We start from the raw sequence: 18,982 nt of genomic DNA, 5'->3' as shown, positions 1-18,982 counted from the left end.
GTCACGGGAGTAAATCCCATGACGTCAGTCCTGTCGCGGCGGGGCCGCACAGGCTGGCCGCGCTCGCAGTCTCTTGGATAGCGACGCTCGCTGCGCTCCGCTTACGCTATCCGCGGCTGCTTGCGATATACTCGTCCACATTCTTGGCCAGCACATCCATCGGGACGTTGCCGCCGCGGACCACCGCGTCGTCGAACGCCCTGAGGTCGTAGCGCGCACCGAGCGCGGCGATCGCCTTGTCGCGCTGGCGGTTGATTTCGCTGTGGCCGACCTTGTAGCCGCAGGCCTGGCCCGGCCAGCTGCAGTAGCGGTCTACTTCGGAGGCGACTTCGAGCGGGTTGGAGCCGTTCTGCTCGACGAAGAAGGCAACGCCCTGTTCGCGGGTCCAGCGCTTGGCGTGGAGGCCGGTGTCGACGACCAGGCGGCAGGCGCGGAAGGCGAGCGACTGGAGATAGCCGAGCTTGCCGACTTCGAAATCGTCGTAGCCGCCAAGCTCTTCCATCAGCTGTTCGGCGTAGAGCGCCCAGCCTTCGCTATAGGCGTTGAACGACAGCAGCGTGCGGATCAGCGGCAGGCGGTTGGCATATTCGCCCTGCCAGACATGGCCCGGGATCGCTTCGTGCGCGGCAAGATCGGGCAGGCTGTACTTGCTGTGCAGGTCGGTGGTGCGCAGGTTGATCCAGAACTTGCCGGGGATCGATCCGTCGGGCGACCCCGCGCCGCCATAGGCGCCGGGTGCGCCGGGCTCTTCCTCGGGCGGCAGGCGCTTCACCTCCAGATGGCCGGGCACCAGCGTGTTGAACGCCTTGGGCGTCAGGCCGCGCCAGCGGGCTAGGTAAGTCTGGATATAGGCCATGATCTCGGCTCGCCCGGCATCGCCTTCGCTGAACTTGTAGCGCGGGTCCTTGGCGAGCGCGTTCATCCGTTCCCCGACCGAGCCGCTGGTGTAGCCGATCTTGCGCAGGATCACGTCCATCCGCGACTGGAGCTCGGCAAGCTGTTCGCGGCCCATCCGGTGGATTTCGTCCGGCGACATGGTCGTGGTGGTCGAAGCCTTGAGCGCCCAGGCGTAAAAGGCGTCGCCGCCGGGCCGCGCCCACATGCCGGCATCGTTGGTGGCGCTGCGGCGCTGGAGGCGAAGTTCGGCGGTCTGCGCCTCAAGCGCGGGCGCGATCTTGCCTTTGACGATGGCCGAGGCGCGCGCCTCCCAATCGCTGGCAATCCCGGCCGCCTTGGTACGGCGGACGAGGCTTTCGACTAGACCGCCGCCGTCCATCGCGCCCTTCAGCGATGCGGTGATCTGCTTGTCCGCCTTGTCGAGCAGGAAGGCGGGCGGGATGAGGCCCTTGCCCCGTGCGTCCTGGATGCGGCCAAGCTCTCCGCCAAGCTGGACGGCGAGGCTGTCGAGGCGGGCGAGATAGGCCTCTGCATCGGCCGCGGTCTTGATCGGATGATCGCTGTCGAGGAAGCGCGGCGTGTCGAGATAGGCGCCGACGTTCTGGATTACGACATAGGGCGTGTTGCGCCAGCTGCCGACCGCGACGTCGCCATAAGGCAGGGCGAACCCTTCCAGGCTGGTGCGGTAGGCCGATTTGACGACCTCGACGCTGGTGCGGACCGAATGGGACAGGGGTGCGGGGTCGATCGCCTCGATCGAGGCAAGGTCGCTGCGGAGGGTGGCGGCGACTTGGTCCTGCCCAGCCTGGCTGCGGTCTGCCAGTTTCGAGCGAAGGTCGGCATTGGCGCCGATGTCGAGCGCGAGGCCGGTCGCACTTTCGGGCGAGAGGCGCAGTAGATTGTTTGCAATGGTATCGAGCAGCGCGCCGACCGAGACGTCGCTCCACGCCAACGGCCCTGCGGCAAGGTTCGCCGCGCAACCCGGCAGCGCCACGGTCGCGACCCCGACCGAAAGGGCACCCAGCGCCTGCCGGCGCGTCATCACATTGGTCTGCACATTCACTCTCCCGGCTAGTTCGACGGCAGCGCGGTGACGCGCTCGACGATCAGGCAATTTCCATCGACGGCATGGACCGTCACGCGCTCCCCGGCCGCGGCGGGTCCGCCGCGCGCGCTCCATTCGCTGTCGCCGACCTTCACGCGGCCGCCATGGTCATCGACCGGATCGACCACGGTCACCACCTTGCCGACCAACCGGCGGGCAGGGTCGTTGAGCTTGATCGACTGGTCGTGATGGCCGGGCTCGGCATACCAGCGCTTGCCAGCGAGGATGGCGAGCGCGGTGTAAATGACGAACAGCACCAACTGCGGCGCAAGGCCGAGGTCGAACAGCAGGGTGAACAGCCCGGTCGCGATGGCGGCGACGCCAAGGAAAATCAGGAAGAACCCCGGCGCGGCGATTTCCGCGATCAGCAGTGCGAGGCCGACGATGCCCCAAATCCAGCCGTCGTGGAGGTCGAATCCCATTCCCTATTCGCCCGCCTTTGGGGTCGACTTGATCACCTTGGGGGTGGGGGCATCCTTGTTCAGGACTTCCTTGGCCAACTCGCCGATCCCGCCGAGCGTGCCGATCAGCTGTGTCGCTTCGACCGGGAACAGGATGGTCTTGGCGTTGGGCGAGGTCGCGAACTTGCCGAGCGCTTCGACATATTTCTGGGCGATGAAGTAGTTGATCGCCTGCGTGCTGCCGCCTTCGATCGCGTCGCTGACCGACTTGGTCGCGTTGGCTTCGGCCATGGCGGCGCGTTCGCGCGCCTCGGCTTCGCGGAAGGCGGCTTCCTTCAGGCCCTCGGCCTGCAGGATCTTGGCCTGCTTCTCCCCCTCTGCACGGAGGATTTCCGACTGGCGCATGCCTTCGCTTTCGAGGATCGCGGCGCGCTTTTCGCGTTCCGCCTTCATCTGGCGGGCCATGGCGTCGCTGATGTCGCGCGGCGGGCGAATGTCCTTCAATTCGACGCGGGTGACCTTGACGCCCCATGCCTCGGTCGCCTGGTCGACCACCGCGAGCAGCCGCGCGTTGATCTCGTCGCGCTTCGACAGCGTCTCGTCGAGATCCATCGAGCCCATGACGGTACGCAGGTTGGTGGTCGAGAGCGCCATGATCGCCGAATAAAGGTCGCTTACCTCATAGGCGGCCTTGGCGGCGTCGAGCACCTGGAAGAAGACCACCCCGTCGACCGCCACCATGGCATTGTCCTTGGTGATGATTTCCTGCCCCGGAATGTCGAGCACCTGCTCCATCATGTTGATCTTGTGACCGACCCGATAGACGAAGGGCGTGACGAGGTTGAGCCCGGGATCCGCGACCCGCACGAACTTGCCGAACCGTTCGATGGTGTAGCGATAACCCTGCCGCACGATCTTGACGCTCATCATCACGATCAGCAGGACAAGAAATACAAGGCCGGCCAGAAATTCGGTCATTCGACATCCCCCTTCACTGCGGGGCATGATGCAAAGCCGGAACGGCAAGGGGAAGGAAAATCGGTATGACGCTGTCGCTTTTCGATAGACGGGCGGTGCTGTTCCTTCCCGCCAGCAATCCGAGCGCGATCGACAAGGCGCGTGCGAGCGATGCCGACCTCGTCGTGCTCGACCTCGAAGATGCGGTGAAGCCGGAGGACAAGGAGGCGGCCCGGGCTGCGGCGGTCGATGCGGTGGCAAGCGATTGGCCGATGCCGGTCGCGATCCGCGTCAACGGCAGCCGGACCGAATGGCACCAGGCCGATGCCGAGGCCGTAGCGGCGTCGAACTGCGACCTGGTGGTCATCCCCGCCGTGCTCAACGCCGAGGAGGTCGCGGCGTTGAAGCGTGGGACCGGCAAGCCGGTGGCGGCGATGATCGAGAAAGCGGCGGCGGTGCTGGAAGCGCCGTTCATCGCGAGGGTTGCCGACATGCTGATCGTCGGCACGAACGACTTGCGCGCCGACATCGGCATCGAGTTCGGTGCTGATCGTTCGCCGATTGCGGCGGCCCTGCAGATGAGCGTGCTGGCCGCGCGGGCGGCAGGCGTTCCGGTGATCGACGGCGTCTGGAACAGGCTCGACGATCTCGACGGTCTTTCGGCCGAGGCGAAGGAGGGCAGGGCGCTGGGCTTCGACGGCAAGTCGCTGATCCACCCGGGCCAGATCACGCCGGTTCACGCCGTCTGGGCGCCGAGTTCTGCCGAGCTCGACCGCGCGCGCCGGCTGGTCGACGCCGCCACGGGTGGGGCCGAGCGCTTCGAAGGCGAGATGATCGAGCGGATGCACGTCGAGGCGGCTCGGCGACTGCTGGCACGGCACGGCTAGGGGTTGGCGAATCGCGCCGACCCTGCCAAAGGCGCGCATGGCCGACCTTCTCCACGACGAAATCCCCCTCGGGCTCACCTTCGACGATGTCCTGCTCCAGCCGCTTGAATCGAGCGTGCTGCCGAGCGGTGCCGACACCCGCACCCTGCTGACCAAGGCGATCCCGCTGAACATCCCGCTCTTGAGCGCGGCGATGGACACGGTGACCGAAGCCGACATGGCGATTGCGCTGGCCCAGCTGGGCGGCATCGGTGTCCTCCACCGCAACCTGACGGTCGAGGAACAGGCCGCCGCGGTTCGCGCCGTCAAGCGGTTCGAAAGCGGCATGGTTGTCAACCCGATTACCATGACGCCCGACCAGACGCTGGCCGAAGCGCTCGACCTGATGAAGTCCAACCGGATCAGCGGCATTCCGGTGGTCGAAAATTCGGGCCGACTGGTCGGGATCCTGACCAACCGTGACGTCCGCTTCGCCGAAAACCCGCGCCAGCCGGTGCGCGAGCTGATGACCAGCGAGAATCTCGCCACCGTGCCGCTCGGCACGGGGCAGGAAGAGGCACGTCGCCTGCTGCACCAGCGGCGGATCGAAAAACTGCTGGTGGTCGACGACGCGCATCATTGCGTCGGCCTGATCACCGTCAAGGATATTGAAAAGGCGGTCGCCAGCCCCAACGCCACCAAGGACGACCAGGGGCGCCTGCGCGTCGCCGCCGCCTCGACCGTGGGCGACAAGGGCTTTGAGCGCGCCGAAGCGCTGATCGACGCGGGCTGCGACTGCATCGTCATCGACACTGCGCACGGCCACAACAAGGAGGTCGCGGCGCAGGTCGAACGGGTCAAGAAGCTGTCCAACGCGGTCCAGGTCGTCGCCGGCAATGTCGCGACCGCCACCGCCGCCGAAGCACTGGCTGACGCGGGCGCCGACGCGATCAAGGTCGGCATCGGCCCGGGGTCGATCTGCACCACCCGCATCGTCGCAGGCGTCGGCGTGCCGCAATTGAGCGCCATCATGGCCGCGTCCAATGCGGCCGCGAAAAAGGGCGTGCCGGTCATCGCCGACGGCGGGATCCGCACGTCTGGCGATATCGCCAAGGCGATCGCGGCGGGCGCGTCGACGGTCATGGTCGGTTCGCTGCTCGCCGGGACCGAGGAAGCGCCGGGCGAAACCTTCCTCTACCAAGGCCGCGCCTACAAAAGCTATCGCGGCATGGGCAGCGTCGGCGCGATGGCGCGCGGCTCGGCCGACCGCTATTTCCAGCAGGACATCAAGGACCAGCTCAAGCTCGTCCCCGAAGGCATCGAAGGCCAGGTCCCTTACAAGGGTCATGTCCGCGACATCGTTCACCAGTTGGTCGGCGGGGTGAAGGCGGCGATGGGCTACACCGGCTCGACGACGATTCAGGAGCTTCAGCAGCGCGCCCGCTTCGTCCGCATCACCAATGCGGGCCTCAGCGAAAGCCATGTCCACGACGTGGCGATCACGCGCGAGGCGCCCAATTATCCGACGCGCTAAGCCATGACCCCCTCGGCGAGGGCTCAGGCGGCGATCGAGATTCTCGACGAGGTCATCGCCTCGGCGCGCGACGATGGTCCACCCGCGGACGCGATCGTCCAGCGTTATTTCAAGACGCGCCGCTATGCGGGGTCGAAGGACCGACGTGCGGTGCGCGAGCTCGTCTATCGCGCCATCCGTCGTTCGGGCGACCGCCCGGCGAACGGGCGGTCGGCGATGGTCGGGCTTTCGCAGGACGATGCAGAGCTAGCGGAGCGCTTCGACGGATCGTCGCATGGGCCGGCCGCAATCGATGGAGATGTCCCGACGGCGGCGCGGTTGCTTCCGTCATGGGTTGAGTCCGAACTGTCACCGCTGGTCGCAGCCGACGAATGGGCGGCCTTGCTCGATCGCGCGCCGCTCGACCTTCGCGTCAACATCGCGCGAACCAGTCGTGAGGCAGCGGCAGGGGAAATCGCGGGCGCCGAGCTCACTCGGTTAAGCCCTTGGGGACTGCGTCTGCCGCCCGACACGCGGATCGACGATCATGAGCTGTTCGAAACCGGCCTGGTCGAAGTCCAGGACGAGGGCAGCCAGCTGATCGCGCTCGCCGCGCTCGGCAAGGTCGGCGACCTCATACTCGATTTGTGTGCTGGCGCGGGGGGCAAGGCGCTCGCCATCGCCGCCGCGTCCCCCGGCGCGGGCATTATCGCCACCGACACCAGCCGCCCGCGCCTTTCGCAGCTCGCGCCCCGTGCCGAGCGGGCGGGGGCGGTCATCGAAACCCGCCTCATGGATGGCGGGCGGGAGGCCGAACAACTCGCAGATCTCAATGGCCGATGCGATGTCGTGCTGGTCGACGCGCCGTGCAGCGGGTCGGGTACCTGGCGCCGCAATCCGGAAGGCCGCTGGCGACTGACGCCGGAGCGGCTCGACCGCGTCGCCGCCATCCAGTCGCGACTGCTCGATATCGCCGCGCCACTGGTCAAGCCGGGCGGCGCGCTCGTTTATGCCACCTGCTCGATCCTGCGCCGCGAAGGGGCCGGACAGGCAGAAGATTTCTTAGGACGCCATTCATCTTGGTCGGTGCAGGATGTCGGCTTCGAAGGCGGAAGGGCCGACGGACCGGGCAGGCTGCTGACCCCCGGGCACGACGGTACCGACGGCTTTTTCGTCGCGCGGCTCACCAAGCCATGCTAGAGCCGCGCGAAGTTTGGAGATATTGATGCGCCTTACGCCTGTCTTCCTTTGCCTCGGCCTTGCCGCGTCGACCCTGTCCGTGGCCGGCGTCGGACAACGCCCCGACGACCAGATCGCGCCGCGTTCGGTCCAGTTGCTGAAACAGGGCGAAACCCTGCTCTCGCAAGGCAAGTATGTGGAAGCCGACGACGCGCTGGAAACCGCGCTGGCGGTCGATCCCAAGAACCGCGCCGCCTTCATCGCCATGGCCAAGGTCGCGATGAAGCAGAAGCTGTTCGGCCAGGCCATCCGGCTGACCAACAAGGCGCTGCTGCTTGAGCCGACCGATCGCGATGCACTGTCCGTCCAGGGTGAAGCGATGGTCGAAGCCGGCGCCACCGCCCGGGCCAAGGACAATCTGGCCAAGATCCAGAAGCTGTGCGCAAACGCGGCGTGCCCGCAGGCTGCAAGCCTCAACGCCGCGATCACGCGCGGCCCGGCCATGGCCGCGGCCAAGCCGAGCGACACACCGAAGAAGAACTGAGCTCAGTCCCGGCTTAGCGCGCGGGCAAGGGCGACAAATTCGTCGACGGACAAGGTTTCGGCCCGGCGTTCGGCGTCGATCCCAAGGGTGTTCAGCGCGTCGAGTGCGCCGGGAACGGACTTAAGACTTGATCGCAGCATCTTGCGCCGCTGACCAAATGCGGCGGCAGTGACCGTTTCGAGGACCTGAGGGTTGACGCCGTCGGGCTGCGGCGCGGGAACGATGTGCACGATCGCCGAGGCGACCTTGGGCGGCGGGGTGAAGGCACTGCGGTGAACCGCCATGGCGATCCGCGGGGTCGCACGCCACTGCGCGGCAACCGACAGCCGGCCGTAATGTTCGCTGTTCGGCTTGGCGACGATCCGTTCGGCCACCTCGCGCTGGAACATCAGCGTCAGCGATGACCAGAAGGGCGGCCAGTCACCCGCCAGCCAGCGCAGCAATAGCAGCGTGCCGACGTTATAGGGCAGGTTGGCGACGATATGCCCGCCACGGCCGATCTCGGCCTTTTCGTCGACGTCGAGCGCGTCGCCCGAAATGACCTTCAGACGGCCGTCAGATTCTGCTTCCAGTTCCGCCAGCGCAGGGAGGCAGCGGCGGTCGCGCTCGACCGCGACCAGCGACGCGCCGGTGTCGAGGATGGCGCGGGTCAGGCCGCCTGGCCCCGGTCCCACCTCGTAGACCCGGTCGCCGTCGCCGATCCCGGGAATCGCGGCAATCCGCGACAGCAGCTGGCGATCGAGGATGAAATTCTGTCCGAGTGCCTTGGTCGCCTGCAAGCCGTGACGGGCGATAACGTCGCGCAGCGGCTCCGGCGGCTGGCTCATGCGGCGGCGAACAGGCGCGTTTCGGCGGCCGTGGCAGCCATGCGAATGGCGGCCGCCATGGCGCGTGGATCGGCTGCGTCCTGTCCGGCAATGTCGAACGCGGTGCCATGATCGGGGGCCGTGCGGACGATCGGCAGGCCCAGCGTCATGTTGACGCCTTCGTCGAAATGCAGCGCCTTCAGCGGGATCAGCGCCTGGTCATGATACATGCATAGCGCCGCGTCGTAGCGGCTGCGCGCGGACGGGTGGAACATGCTGTCGGCGGGATGCGGACCGGTGATACGCCAGCCCTCGGCGCGAAGAGCGTCGATCGCCGGCTGGACCAAGTCAATTTCCTCGCGTCCCAGTGCGCCGCCTTCACCGGCGTGCGGATTGAGGCCCGAAACGGCCAGCACCGGGTCTTCGATCCCAAAATTGCGCTGCAGGCCGCGAAGGGTCGTCCGTCCCCGCGCCTCGATCAGTGAGCTGCTGAGGGCCGCTGCAACCCGGTTGAGCGGAATGTGGGTCGTCACCGGCACGCAGCGCAGGGTCGGCCCGGCCAGCATCATCGCGACATTGCCGGGGTCGATGCCGCAGCGTTCCGCGACGAATTCTGTCTGGCCGGGATGGCTGAAGCCGATCTGGTATAGCTGGACCTTCGACACCGGTCCGGTCACTACCGCCGACGCCGAACCGGAACGGGCGAGCCCAACCGCAAGTTCGAGCGAATCCAGCGAGCAATGCGCGCCCGCCGTCGACGGTCGACCCGGCATGTCCGCGTCAGCCGCAGGAATCTGCAGGATCGGCAGGCCGACGTCGAAGGCGCTATCTGCTTCCGAGGGATCGTCGATGGTCGCGATGGGGCCGTCCCACACCGCCGACAGGCTGCGCGGATCGCCTACCGCGACGAACGGCGGCAGGGCGAACCGGTCGCGATTGTCCCAGCACTTTCCGACGACCTCCGGACCGATCCCAGCAGGATCGCCCAGGGAAACCGCCAATGGTCTCGGTATCGGCCGCATCGGACCGATAATCCTAGCGGAACTCGATGATTGCGTCGCGGCGAAGGTCGCGGAGGTACCGGCGCGCGCGCATGTTGACGCGCTCTTCGGTAACCTGGTTCATCACCTGCTCGTACGTCGGCGCCGTCGGGTCGCTTACATCGCGCCCGCAAAGCACCAGCGTGCGAACGCCTTCTTCGATCGACCCGAACGGACGGGTCGCCTGACCGACCTGCATGTTCGCCATCATCTGCTGAAGGGCAGGGGGAAGGTCGCGCATCTTCACCTGGTCGGACGAAACAACTTCGCCGCCAAAATCCGAGGCCAGTTTTTCCGCGCCGCCGCAGCCGCCGATGTTCTCGACGCTGGTCGAGAAGCGGGCCAGGATCGGCTCCGCCTGGGTGCGAGTCGCACCCTTTGGCAAGCTGATCGACACCTGCTTCAGCGACAGGACGGCGTCGCGCGGATCGGGCGTGAGGATCTTGCGGCTGTCCTGGACCGCGATGATCGAATAGCCGCCAGGAACCTTGATCGGCGGGGTCAATTGCCCCGGCTGCATCGTCACGATCGCACTCGCCAGTTCCTGGGGAAGCTGCTCCGGGCGAACCCAGCCAAGGTCGCCGCCAACGGCAGCGGTCGACGCTTCCGAATATTGGCGTGCATAGCCGACGAACGAGCCACCCTGCTGCAGCGCCTGGAAGATGCGCGCGGCATTTTGCTGCGCCGTCTGTTCGTTGGCGGTGGTCGACGAAAGGAAGATTTCGCCGACGCGATATTCGGTCGAACCCTTCGACGCGTTGAGCTTGTCGATGATCGACTTCACTTCCTCTTCGCCGACGTTGACGCCGCTTTCGATCTTTTTCGACTGCAGCCGGCGCCACGCGGTTTCGCCCATGATCTGGCGACGGATCGAACGGATCGAGCTGCCGCGCGCCTTCAGGAAGTCGGCCATCTCTTGCGGCGTCTGCTTCACATTGCCGGCAACCCGCTGCACCGTGCGATCGATATCCGCATCGCTGATCTCGATTTCCTCGGCCTTGGCCGCCTGGATCTGCAGCGTTTCGTCGATCAGGTTGGCCAGCACCTGCTGACGCAGCGCGTCGATTTCATTGGCCGGAATTTCGCCGCCGTTGGAAATGGCGATCAGGGCGAGGCGCTGATCGACGTCGGTTTGCGTGATCACCTCGTTATTGACGAGGACGCGGGCTTTGACGACCGACGGCATGGTCGTGCCGAACAGCTGCGGATTTTCCGGCAGCTTGAGGTTCGCCGCGGAATTGGGGGCGGGCTGCGGAGCCGCGCCGCCCTGTGCGACGGCCGCAGATGCCAGTGCCGCGCCCACCACGAGCGAGGCCGAACGCAGGAAACGCGCCGAAGAGAATGATTTCGTCACTGCCACCAATTTTTCCTTGTTCGCCAATAGAATAACCATCGGGTCCTTAGCATTGCTGGCTGAACACCAGCTTAGCGACCGATCCCTTTCAACCCGAAAGTGATCGAAAAGGTGTTGCCCTTGCGGAACGCCCCGACCCGTTCATAGTCGCGCTTCCACGCCACGCCAAGCTCCAGGCATTCGTCTTCGTAGGTGACGCCCAAGCGATGGCGCACCGGCTCGTAGCCGTCGGCCAGGCTGAGCGGGTCTTCCGCCGCATCGCTGAGGTCGACGACGGTCGATCCGAACACCGACCAATATTTGCGGAACTGCCAGCGCCCCGCGAGCCGCAATTCTTCCTTGTCGCGCAAATCCTCGATCGCGTTCGAAATGTCGCGGTTGAGTCGAAGGTAGCCGACCTGCGCGAAGGTCTTGTCGGTGCCGATCGTGAGGTCGAGTTCATTCCGGCGGACGGCGAGATTGTCCTTGTCGACGCGGTAGCGGTGCGTGATGTCGATGAACCGGCCGAAGCGGATCCGGGTTCGCCCGACGATGTCCGAGAAGCGGTCGCTGAGCCCCGTGCCGTCGGGCAAAATCGAATCGCGGCGGGTCAGGCGATAGCTTTGGCCGACCACGGCCTGCACCGACCAGTTGGGCCGGTCGAAATTCCATTCCACGCCATAGGTCACCCGCGAACCGTCTTCCCATCGGTCGTATCCGGGGAAGCGGTTGAGCGCGAACAGGTTGCTGTCTTCAAGGTCGACCGCGCGCGCATCTTCGTTGGGGATCGACAGGTTCTTGGTGGCGGGCGTCAGCACCAGCTGGATGCGCGGCGTCAGTCGCTGGGTGCCGCCGAACAGCCCGCCGATCAACGGCCACTTCATGTCGGCGGCAAGCGCGCCGATGGTGCGGAAATGCCAGCCGTTTTCGCCGCGATAGACCGCGACATCGGTCAGTTCGGCCTGCCGCGTGTGATAGGCGTCGGCACGGGCGAAGGCCGTCAGCGTAAGCTCCTGGCCAAGCCCGGTGATCTTGCGCAGGTTCCATTCGGCGCTGGCGAAGGCACGCTGGGTATCCTGACCGTCGCGGCGCAGGATCGCAAGGCTATTGACCTGCAATTGCAGGCGGCCCCCTGCGATCGGGTCTGAAAGGCGGAACCGCGCGTCGATTGCGGGCAGGGCGATCGGGATCTGGCGCTGGACGTCTTCCGACCGCAAGCCCTGGAACGCCCAGCCGGCGATCGAGACATAGCTGTCGAAATCGATCCGTTCGACGTTGACGAAGTTGCGCAGCGTGACGTCGCGCGTGATGTCGTAACGCCGCGCCACGGTCTTGTCGGTTGCTAGCCGCATGGACCCGGTAATCGACCAATAGGGGTCGAGCTGGAAACGGCCGTTACCTTCGAAATATCCGCGGAAGCCGCGATTCTTGCTGGCGGTGGACGCAATCGTCTGGACGTCGCTGTCCTCGATATCGCCGTAGGTGATGAAGCCGCCCAGCTGGTAGGCGCCCTTGTCGGTCAGGTGGCGCCAGCGCGCCTCCAGCGCGGGCAGGGTCGCCGTGTAAATGTGGGGCGTGACGGTCAGGTCGCGGTTGCGGTCGAAGCGCCAGTAATAGGGTGCGCTCAATTCGACACCATTATTGCTGTCGAGCCGCAGGCTGGGCAGCAGAGCACCGGTCACGCCACCTTTTTGCGATCCGTCACCGATCGAGAAGATCGGCAGGAGCGGCAGCTTGAGGCCGAGGATGTTGATGCTGCCGCCGCGAAACTTCAGCCGTCCCGTCGCCGAATCCTGGCTGACCTGGACGGCGCTGATCTTCCAGCTTGGGCTCTTGCCGTTACACACCGGGCAGGCGGTGTAGACCGCATTTTCGAGCGTCGTGACCGTGCCCTTGCGAACGCCTTTGTCCGCCGCGATGCGGCCGCCGCTGTTCAGGACGACCAGCAGGTTCTGGATGGTGCCGTCCTTCAGGTCGTCGGTGAGGTCGATGCGGTCGCCGACCAGCTTGTCGCCCTGCGGATTGACGACGACGATGTTGCCCGTCGCCACGACGCCGCCCGACTTTCGGTCCCAGGTCACCTGGTCGGCAGCCAGGTAATTGCCGTCGCGCGACATGCGCACCGCGCCATTGGCGGTGACGACGTCGGTGTCACTGTCGTAGGTCACTTCGTCGGCGGCAAAATCGACGACGGGGTCCGCCGAAGGCGTGGCGACCGTCGCAGCGGCCTGCTGCGCATCGGCCACGGCGGCCCAGCCAAGGGCCAGCGGCAGCGCGGTGACACAAATCCCGAAAGTACGAACTGCGCGCAACGTCCCGCCCGGTCGAAAGTGTTGGTTCGTCTCGCCTAATACACCTTGCGCTTGGACCCGCAATCCGCCTTTGGGCCGATGTGCCCCTTTGCCATGATCGCGCGCAGCTTCTAAGGGGGATGCCAATCGCTTCTCACACTGTCTTTTCAAAGGGTATTTCATGAAGATCAGCTTCGCCGCCGCCCGTCCCGCGGGTGATCATGCGCTGGTCCTGGTCGTGCCGGGCAAGGATCGTCAGTCGCTTGCCGGCCTCGGTGCCGCCAAGGCCGATGTCGAACAGGCGCTGGCCCGCTCACGGTTCGAGGGCGAAGCGAGCGCGATCGTCGAAACGTTCGCTGCCGGGACGCGGCTGCTGGTGGCCGGGGCCGACGCGAAGCCTGCGGATGCCGCCGAAAAGCTGGGCGGCGCGATTGCGGCACGCCTCCAGACGTCGGGCGAAAGCCATGCGGTGATCGACCTCACCGGCCTCGGTTACGATGCCGATGCGGCGGCACGCGTCGGATTTGCCGCCGCGCTGCGCAGCTGGCGCTATGACGTTTACCGGACCAAGCTGAAGGACAAGCAGAAGCCGACGCTGAAGGAAATTACCATCGTCGGCGGCGGCGAAGGTGCGGCCGAACGCTTTGAAGCGCGCTACGCCGGGGTCGTGAAGGGCGTCGAGCTGACCAAGGAACTGGTCACCGAGCCGGCCAACATCATCTACCCCGAAACCTTCGTCGAGCGCGTGAAGAAGCACGCCGAAGGCACCGGCCTTGAAATCGAGGTGCTGGGCCAGGCCGAAATGGCAAAGCTCGGCATGGGTGCGCTCTTGGGCGTCGCGCAGGGTTCGGTGCGCGAGCCAAAGCTGCTCGTCATGAAGTGGAACGGCGGCAATCCGGGCGAGACCCCGGTCGCCTTCGTCGGTAAGGGCGTGACCTTCGACACTGGCGGCATCTCGCTGAAACCCGGACCCGGCATGGAAATGATGAAGTGGGACATGGGCGGCGCCGGTGCGGTGTCGGGGGCGATGCTCGCGCTCGCCGCGCGCAAGGCCAAGGCCAATGTCGTCGGTATCTGCGGTCTCGTCGAAAACATGCCCGACGGCAATGCGCAGCGCCCCGGCGACGTTGTGACTTCGATGAGCGGGCAGACCATCGAAGTGCTCAACACCGACGCCGAAGGCCGGCTGGTCCTGTGCGACGCTATCACCTGGACGCAGGCGACGTTCAAGCCGAACATCATCATCGACCTGGCGACCCTGACCGGCGCGATGGTCATCACGCTTGGCCATGAATATGCGGGCATCTTCGCCAACGACGAAACGCTGGCCAAGAATCTGCTCAAGGCGGCCGATGAAAGCGGCGACAAGCTGTGGCGCCAGCCGCTGGGCGAAGCCTATGATCGCCTGATCGATTCGCCGATCGCCGACATGAAGAACATTGGTCCGCGCGAAGCCGGGTCGATCACCGCGGCGCAGTTCATCCAGCGCTTCGTCGACAAGGGCGTCGCCTGGGCCCACCTCGACATTGCCGGCATGGCGTGGGGCGACAAGGACAAGCCGACCTACGGCAAGGGCGCGACCGGCTATGGCGTGCGCCTGCTCGACCAGTACATCGCCAACACCGTCGAACGGTAAGCAACCCCATGCCCCGCATGCGGCGCAAGTCGGACCTGCCCACCAAGGTCTGCGCCGCATGCGGGCTTTCTTTTGCCTGGCGCAAGAAGTGGGAGCGCGACTGGGACAATGTCCGCTATTGCTCGGACCGCTGCCGACGGTCGGGCAAGGGGAAGGGTGAGGCGTGAGGGTCGATTTCTACCAGCTTGGCGCGGCGGCGCCCGACGGCGTCATCACCCGCATCGCGCAGCGCCTGCTCGACGACGGCCAGCGGTTGCTGGTGGTCGCGGACGACGAAGCGACGCTGGCCCGGCTCGACCGCCAATTATGGGACCAGGACCCGACCAGTTTCCTGCCGCACGGCGTGGCGGGCGGCAGCGATGACGCGGCCCAGCCGGTGCTGCTGTCGACCGCGACGGTCGCGCCTAACGACGCGCGCAACCTGCTGATCGCCGACGGCGAATGGCGAGAGGCGGCGCTCCATTTCGACCGCGCCTTCTACTTGTTCGATGAAGCGACACTGGAAGGCGCACGCCAGGCGTGGAAGCTCCTCGCGGGGCGCGAAGGCGTCGAGCGCAATTACTGGGCGCTCGACGGCGGCAAATGGGTGAAAAAGGCGTGAGCCTTGCGCTTATCGGCTGGCGCGGCTAGGGGCGCGGCCAACAGTTCACCCTGACATTTCGGAGCATCATCATGGCGGTCACCCGCACCTTTTCGATCATCAAGCCCGACGCCACCCGCCGCAACCTGACCGGCGCGGTCACCAAGATGCTGGAAGAAGCCGGCCTGCGCGTCGTCGCGTCGAAGCGCATCCACATGACCAAGGAACAGGCCGAAGGCTTTTACGCCGTGCACCGCGAGCGTCCCTTCTTCGGTGAGCTGGTCGACTTCATGATCAGCGAACCGGTCGTCGTGCAGGTGCTCGAAGGCGAAGACGCCGTCGCCCGCAACCGCGACATCATGGGCGCCACTAACCCGGCCGACGCCGCCGAAGGCACCATCCGCAAGACCCACGCGCTGTCGATCGGCGAAAACACCGTCCACGGGTCGGACAGCGACGAGAATGCGGCGATCGAAATCGCTTATTTCTTCAAGCCTGAAGAGATCGTAGGTTAATCCTACGCAAATCACCGGGAGGAAATTCCGGGAGAGGGAAGGCCGTCGCGGGCAACTGCGGCGGCCTTTTTCTATCTGGCGGCGAGTTTCGGCGGCCACTCGATGATCTGGCCCGGCTTCATCGCCCGCTTGGCCGCCGCGATCCAGCCGAGATAGGCGCCAAGGTCGACGTAGACGCCCGGCGTATCGTCCAGCCCGCATCCCATGCCGTACGACACCAGTCCGACGACGGTCTTGCGGCCACGCACGTCGCGTACCAGCGGTCCGCCGCTGTCGCCTTGGCACGCATCCACGCGCCCGCTGCCGAGGGCGCAAATCTGGCCCTTGCCGACTTGGCTGCCGACCTTCTTGTACAGCGCATTGCCGTTGCACGCGTCCCAGCCGACGTTCTTGAGCTTCCCCATCATCAGGAAAGGAGACGCGCGCTTGGGCTTGCCGAAGCGGTCGAGATATTTACTGCCGAGTGCGGTTTCGCCGGTCACGCCCCAACCGGTGATGACCAAGGCCTCCCCGAGCTTAAGGGGCGGATCTTGCGGCGCGGGCAGCCGCGCCGCGCTCGCCTTGCCATTGGCGCCGCGGTTGGTCTGCTCGTCGGCTGCCAACCGCAGCAAGGCAATATCGTTGACCTTGGAACTGGTGTCGTACCGGCCATGTTTGACGACCCCTGCGATGCGCCAGGTGGTGCCGCCCTCGACGATATCCTGCGTGCCGGTGCGTACGCGGCGGTTGTCGAGGTAGGGGCCCAGCCGGGGGGTCTTGATGCAATGGGCAGCGGTCAGCACCCAACCTTCGGCGATAATCACGCCGCCGCATTCATGCCAGCGTTCGAAGTCCTGCAGCGTATCGCCATAATTGTCGCGTTCGCGCCGCATCTCGAGCAGGGTCAGGGGCGAGGCGCTGGCCCCGGATTTGAAAATTTGCGCCTGCCAAGGCGCGCTGACGTCGGGGGCGAGTTCGGCATTGGTGACGGCCGGGACTTGAACCCAGTAGAGGTTGACCTCGCGCTGCTCCGGCCACTCGAGCTTCGGCCCATCCGGCTGCTGCGCATCGAACAGCATGAACCGAAGATGTTCTGGGGTCTTGCGTGTCGAAATCTCCAGAAGCCAAGCCAGCGTGCCTCGCTCGAAATCGAACGACCTTACCGCCACCGCCTCAATCTGGTCGGGGCTGAGCTGGACAAGAAAAATAAAGAACGCCCTTTGTTGCGCCGGCGGTGCGGCCAGGATCCGCGCGAACAACTGTCCGCGTCCTCCCAGTGGAAGCGCATGGGCGACGCCCAGCACCGCCAGTTGCTCCTGTTCGCTCATGCCGGCGCGAAGCACGTTCCATTGCGCTTGTTCGTTCTGCTCCAACTCCGCATAGACTTGCGGCCAGTCGGTAACGGGCTTGGGTTCGGGTGGCACCGTACCGGCCAGGAAATCGACTTTTTGATCAGGAGGCGGCGTGTGCGCGCCTGCCGGCGACAGGGACCAGGCCATCACAACCGCCAGCGCCGTCATTGCCTTGGTCATTTTTGTCTCCTTATCGCGCGGTCGGGGATGACCATTCGACGATTTGCCCGTGCTTGGCGGCCACCTTCGCCCCCTCGATCCAACCGCGATAGGCACGAAGATCGACATAAACCCCTGGAATGTCGTCCATCCCGCAGCCGAGGCCGTACGACACTAGGCCGACGACGATTTTGCGACCCTTTATGTGGCGGACGAGGGGACCGCCGCTGTCGCCCTGGCAAGCGTCGGCTGCTTCATTTCCCCTGGCGCAGATCTGGCCCGCCGAAATGGCAGCCTTCGCAGCCTTGAAAGCCGCGTTGGCGTTGCATCTTTCCGGCGGAAGGTATCGCAATTGTCCGAGCATCAGCTGCGACGATGCGGTCTTGGGGTTGCCCTGCGCGTCGCGATAGCGACTGCCGGCGGGCGTGACCCCTGTCACGCCGAAACCGGTCACGATCAATTTTTCACCTATTTTCAGCGGTGGGTCGGCCGATGATGCGAGCACGGCGGGCCTCGCGCCGGCAGCACGCTTCGGCTTCGTCTTTGCGTCAGCGACGATCCGCAACAGCGCGATATCGTTGACCCGCAGCGCGGCATCGTAGCCGCCGTGCCGGACCACGGCATCGATCTTCCAGGTCGTGCCGCCCTCGTCGACGTTATCGGTTCCCGTCCGCACCCGGCGATTGTCGAGATAGGGGCCGAGGCGCGGCGTGCGGATGCAATGGGCAGCGGTCAGCACCCATTGCGGCGCGATCAGCACGCCGCCGCATTCGTGCCATCGTTCGAACGATTCCAGGGAGCGTCCGTAATTGGCAATCTCCTCGCGACGCTCCCGCGGATTTAGCGGCGTGGCGCTGGCGCCGGATTTGAAGATTTCGGCCTGGAACGGTGCGTCCTTCAAGGTCGCGAATTCGCCGCCCGTGACCATCGGCAAGGGCCGGCGGAAGATGGCGAATTCGGGATCGAGCGATCGCTCGATGCGGTCCAGCTCTTCGAAATATCGTTTCGCCTCTTCGATATCCTTGGGATTGGCGGCAGAATTGCGGTCATCCAGCCGCCACAGACCCCGCAGCTGCTCAAGCATCTGGGTGCCGGTCCTGGACTTCATCAGTGCGAACAGCAGGTCGACGCGCACCAGCGACGAATATAGCGCCGTAGGGTAGAATGATTCGGTTAGACGCTTCCGCTCCCCGGCATCCAGTTGGGCGACAAGGCGGGGGAAGCGCCGTCCGATGCCCGGGCCGTTGCCCAGCCATCGATCGACCACCAGCGTCCGCATGTCGTCGTCGAGCGATTTGAGCCAGTCGCTGAATATCTGCTGCTCCGCGGGCGTCATCCCCGACAAGCCATCGGCCAGCCGTGCGGGCTCCTCGTCGAACAGGTCAGCGGCCAGCCACTGCCATTGCGGTGGCAAAGAAGGGGACTGCGCCTCTGCCGGCCATGCCGCAAGGGCGAGCAGGACGGTGTAGAGGCGCAGCGCACCCGACATTCGCAATCCGTGACGCTTAACGGTCATCCGGGTTCGTGCGATCGTCCGGGTTCGTCCGGTCGTCCGGATTGGTGCGGTCGTCCGGGTTCGTCCGATCGTCGGGGTTGGTGCGGCCTTCGGCGTTGTTGCAATCTTGCGCGCGTGGATCGCCGCAACCGCCGCGATCGGCCTGGTCGCTGGCCACCGCGTTGGCCGCGGGTATGGCTGCGTCCGCGTCGGTTGCCTGCTCCGTATCCGCGCTCTTGGCCGAAACCCGGTCATCGCCATTGCGGCACCCTGCGGCAGCCAGCGCCAGCCCAGCGGCGGCAACCATCATCAATTTCTTCAGCATCAAATCCTC

At 65.6% G+C, this 18,982-nt stretch carries 18 protein-coding genes; 8 read left to right on the top strand and 10 right to left on the bottom strand.

The genetic code is table 11. The features are described from left to right. Nucleotides 1-106: 106 nt before the first annotated feature. The 3 genes from G570_RS09850 to G570_RS09840 are packed head-to-tail and all read right to left on the bottom strand — an operon-like array spanning nucleotide 107 to nucleotide 3,381. The gene (locus tag G570_RS09850; protein WP_037501810.1) at nucleotides 107-1,939 is read right to left on the bottom strand and encodes a DUF885 domain-containing protein; all 1,833 of its coding nucleotides are present in this window, start codon (nucleotides 1,937-1,939) and stop codon (nucleotides 107-109) included. A gap of 29 nt (nucleotides 1,940-1,968) precedes the next feature. Beyond that, nucleotides 1,969-2,424 (bottom strand): NfeD family protein, encoded by a 456-nt coding sequence (locus tag G570_RS09845; protein ID WP_037501807.1) that lies wholly within the window; start codon nucleotides 2,422-2,424, stop codon nucleotides 1,969-1,971. Nucleotides 2,425-2,427: 3 nt separating this feature from the next. Continuing rightward, on the bottom strand, nucleotides 2,428-3,381 hold the full coding sequence (locus tag G570_RS09840; RefSeq protein WP_037501804.1) for an SPFH domain-containing protein: 954 nt from the start codon (nucleotides 3,379-3,381) through the stop codon (nucleotides 2,428-2,430). Between the two features lie 65 nt (nucleotides 3,382-3,446). Here G570_RS09840 and G570_RS09835 point away from each other — a divergent pair, with 65 nt between their 5' ends. The 4 genes from G570_RS09835 to G570_RS09820 are packed head-to-tail and all read left to right on the top strand — an operon-like array spanning nucleotide 3,447 to nucleotide 7,462. Next, nucleotides 3,447-4,247, top strand: a complete 801-nt coding sequence (locus G570_RS09835) for an HpcH/HpaI aldolase/citrate lyase family protein (protein WP_037501801.1) — start codon at nucleotides 3,447-3,449, stop codon at nucleotides 4,245-4,247. A gap of 37 nt (nucleotides 4,248-4,284) precedes the next feature. Then, nucleotides 4,285-5,760, top strand: coding sequence for an IMP dehydrogenase (gene guaB, locus G570_RS09830; RefSeq protein WP_037501798.1), 1,476 nt, complete (start codon nucleotides 4,285-4,287; stop codon nucleotides 5,758-5,760). 3 nt (nucleotides 5,761-5,763) lie between these two features. Then, nucleotides 5,764-6,939, top strand: a complete 1,176-nt coding sequence (locus G570_RS09825; protein ID WP_037501794.1) for an RsmB/NOP family class I SAM-dependent RNA methyltransferase — start codon at nucleotides 5,764-5,766, stop codon at nucleotides 6,937-6,939. Between the two features lie 25 nt (nucleotides 6,940-6,964). Then, nucleotides 6,965-7,462 carry a tetratricopeptide repeat protein gene (locus tag G570_RS09820; protein ID WP_037501791.1) on the top strand — a complete coding sequence of 166 codons (498 nt, stop codon included), beginning with the start codon at nucleotides 6,965-6,967 and terminating at the stop codon, nucleotides 7,460-7,462. A gap of 2 nt (nucleotides 7,463-7,464) precedes the next feature. Here the strand turns inward: G570_RS09820 and rsmA are convergent, their stop codons facing one another. From rsmA to G570_RS09800, 4 genes are all read right to left on the bottom strand, one after another. Next, a complete protein-coding gene (rsmA, locus tag G570_RS09815) occupies nucleotides 7,465-8,289 on the bottom strand; it encodes a 16S rRNA (adenine(1518)-N(6)/adenine(1519)-N(6))-dimethyltransferase RsmA (protein ID WP_037501788.1) in 825 nt (274 codons plus the stop codon). Then, a complete protein-coding gene (gene pdxA / locus G570_RS09810) occupies nucleotides 8,286-9,290 on the bottom strand; it encodes a 4-hydroxythreonine-4-phosphate dehydrogenase PdxA (protein ID WP_037501786.1) in 1,005 nt (334 codons plus the stop codon). Before pdxA ends, rsmA begins: the two co-directional genes overlap by 4 nt. A 13-nt stretch (nucleotides 9,291-9,303) precedes the next feature. Continuing rightward, on the bottom strand, nucleotides 9,304-10,668 hold the full coding sequence (locus G570_RS09805) for a peptidylprolyl isomerase (protein WP_245600283.1): 1,365 nt from the start codon (nucleotides 10,666-10,668) through the stop codon (nucleotides 9,304-9,306). 65 nt (nucleotides 10,669-10,733) lie between these two features. After that, on the bottom strand, nucleotides 10,734-12,953 hold the full coding sequence (locus tag G570_RS09800; protein WP_037501780.1) for an LPS-assembly protein LptD: 2,220 nt from the start codon (nucleotides 12,951-12,953) through the stop codon (nucleotides 10,734-10,736). Nucleotides 12,954-13,113: 160 nt separating this feature from the next. On the opposite strand from G570_RS09800, the gene G570_RS09795 reads away from it, so the two are divergent. From G570_RS09795 to ndk, 4 genes are all read left to right on the top strand, one after another. Continuing rightward, complete coding sequence (locus tag G570_RS09795) at nucleotides 13,114-14,568, top strand: leucyl aminopeptidase (RefSeq protein ID WP_037501777.1); 1,455 nt, start codon at nucleotides 13,114-13,116, stop codon at nucleotides 14,566-14,568. Nucleotides 14,569-14,576: 8 nt separating this feature from the next. Then, nucleotides 14,577-14,735, top strand: coding sequence for a DUF2256 domain-containing protein (locus tag G570_RS13455; protein WP_084607657.1), 159 nt, complete (start codon nucleotides 14,577-14,579; stop codon nucleotides 14,733-14,735). Continuing rightward, nucleotides 14,732-15,169: a DNA polymerase III subunit chi gene (locus G570_RS09790; protein ID WP_037501774.1), complete on the top strand. Its 438-nt coding sequence runs from the start codon at nucleotides 14,732-14,734 to the stop codon at nucleotides 15,167-15,169. Before G570_RS13455 ends, G570_RS09790 begins: the two co-directional genes overlap by 4 nt. A 71-nt stretch (nucleotides 15,170-15,240) precedes the next feature. Continuing rightward, nucleotides 15,241-15,663, top strand: a complete 423-nt coding sequence (gene ndk / locus G570_RS09785) for a nucleoside-diphosphate kinase (RefSeq protein ID WP_037501771.1) — start codon at nucleotides 15,241-15,243, stop codon at nucleotides 15,661-15,663. Between the two features lie 71 nt (nucleotides 15,664-15,734). Here ndk and G570_RS09780 read toward each other — a convergent pair whose 3' ends face one another. The 3 genes from G570_RS09780 to G570_RS13870 are packed head-to-tail and all read right to left on the bottom strand — an operon-like array spanning nucleotide 15,735 to nucleotide 18,973. Continuing rightward, nucleotides 15,735-17,174: a serine protease gene (locus G570_RS09780; RefSeq protein WP_037501768.1), complete on the bottom strand. Its 1,440-nt coding sequence runs from the start codon at nucleotides 17,172-17,174 to the stop codon at nucleotides 15,735-15,737. Between the two features lie 10 nt (nucleotides 17,175-17,184). Beyond that, complete coding sequence (locus tag G570_RS09775; protein ID WP_169731750.1) at nucleotides 17,185-18,669, bottom strand: serine protease; 1,485 nt, start codon at nucleotides 18,667-18,669, stop codon at nucleotides 17,185-17,187. Beyond that, nucleotides 18,659-18,973 (bottom strand): hypothetical protein, encoded by a 315-nt coding sequence (locus G570_RS13870; RefSeq protein ID WP_037501762.1) that lies wholly within the window; start codon nucleotides 18,971-18,973, stop codon nucleotides 18,659-18,661. The genes G570_RS09775 and G570_RS13870 overlap by 11 nt, the downstream gene beginning before the upstream one ends. Nucleotides 18,974-18,982: the final 9 nt, after the last annotated feature.

The sequence above is a fragment of the Sphingomonas jaspsi DSM 18422 genome (genome assembly GCF_000585415.1).
GTDB lineage: Bacteria > Pseudomonadota > Alphaproteobacteria > Sphingomonadales > Sphingomonadaceae > Sphingomicrobium > Sphingomicrobium jaspsi.
This window is presented reverse-complemented; position numbering and strand designations above follow the sequence as displayed.

What these genes read in the sequence shown, in the direction of transcription:
- G570_RS09825 (WP_037501794.1), top strand. Translation starts at nt 5,764, where the DNA reads ATGACCCCCTCGGCGAGGGCTCAGGCGGCGATCGAGATTCTCGACGAG.
- rsmA (WP_037501788.1), bottom strand. Translation starts at nt 8,289, where the DNA reads ATGAGCCAGCCGCCGGAGCCGCTGCGCGACGTTATCGCCCGTCACGGC.
- G570_RS09840 (WP_037501804.1), bottom strand. Translation starts at nt 3,381, where the DNA reads ATGACCGAATTTCTGGCCGGCCTTGTATTTCTTGTCCTGCTGATCGTG.
- G570_RS09820 (WP_037501791.1), top strand. Translation starts at nt 6,965, where the DNA reads ATGCGCCTTACGCCTGTCTTCCTTTGCCTCGGCCTTGCCGCGTCGACC.
- G570_RS13455 (WP_084607657.1), top strand. Translation starts at nt 14,577, where the DNA reads ATGCCCCGCATGCGGCGCAAGTCGGACCTGCCCACCAAGGTCTGCGCC.
- G570_RS09845 (WP_037501807.1), bottom strand. Translation starts at nt 2,424, where the DNA reads ATGGGATTCGACCTCCACGACGGCTGGATTTGGGGCATCGTCGGCCTC.
- guaB (WP_037501798.1), top strand. Translation starts at nt 4,285, where the DNA reads ATGGCCGACCTTCTCCACGACGAAATCCCCCTCGGGCTCACCTTCGAC.
- G570_RS09795 (WP_037501777.1), top strand. Translation starts at nt 13,114, where the DNA reads ATGAAGATCAGCTTCGCCGCCGCCCGTCCCGCGGGTGATCATGCGCTG.
- G570_RS09835 (WP_037501801.1), top strand. Translation starts at nt 3,447, where the DNA reads ATGACGCTGTCGCTTTTCGATAGACGGGCGGTGCTGTTCCTTCCCGCC.
- G570_RS09775 (WP_169731750.1), bottom strand. Translation starts at nt 18,669, where the DNA reads ATGACCGTTAAGCGTCACGGATTGCGAATGTCGGGTGCGCTGCGCCTC.
- pdxA (WP_037501786.1), bottom strand. Translation starts at nt 9,290, where the DNA reads ATGCGGCCGATACCGAGACCATTGGCGGTTTCCCTGGGCGATCCTGCT.
- G570_RS09850 (WP_037501810.1), bottom strand. Translation starts at nt 1,939, where the DNA reads ATGACGCGCCGGCAGGCGCTGGGTGCCCTTTCGGTCGGGGTCGCGACC.
- ndk (WP_037501771.1), top strand. Translation starts at nt 15,241, where the DNA reads ATGGCGGTCACCCGCACCTTTTCGATCATCAAGCCCGACGCCACCCGC.
- G570_RS09780 (WP_037501768.1), bottom strand. Translation starts at nt 17,174, where the DNA reads ATGACCAAGGCAATGACGGCGCTGGCGGTTGTGATGGCCTGGTCCCTG.
- G570_RS13870 (WP_037501762.1), bottom strand. Translation starts at nt 18,973, where the DNA reads ATGCTGAAGAAATTGATGATGGTTGCCGCCGCTGGGCTGGCGCTGGCT.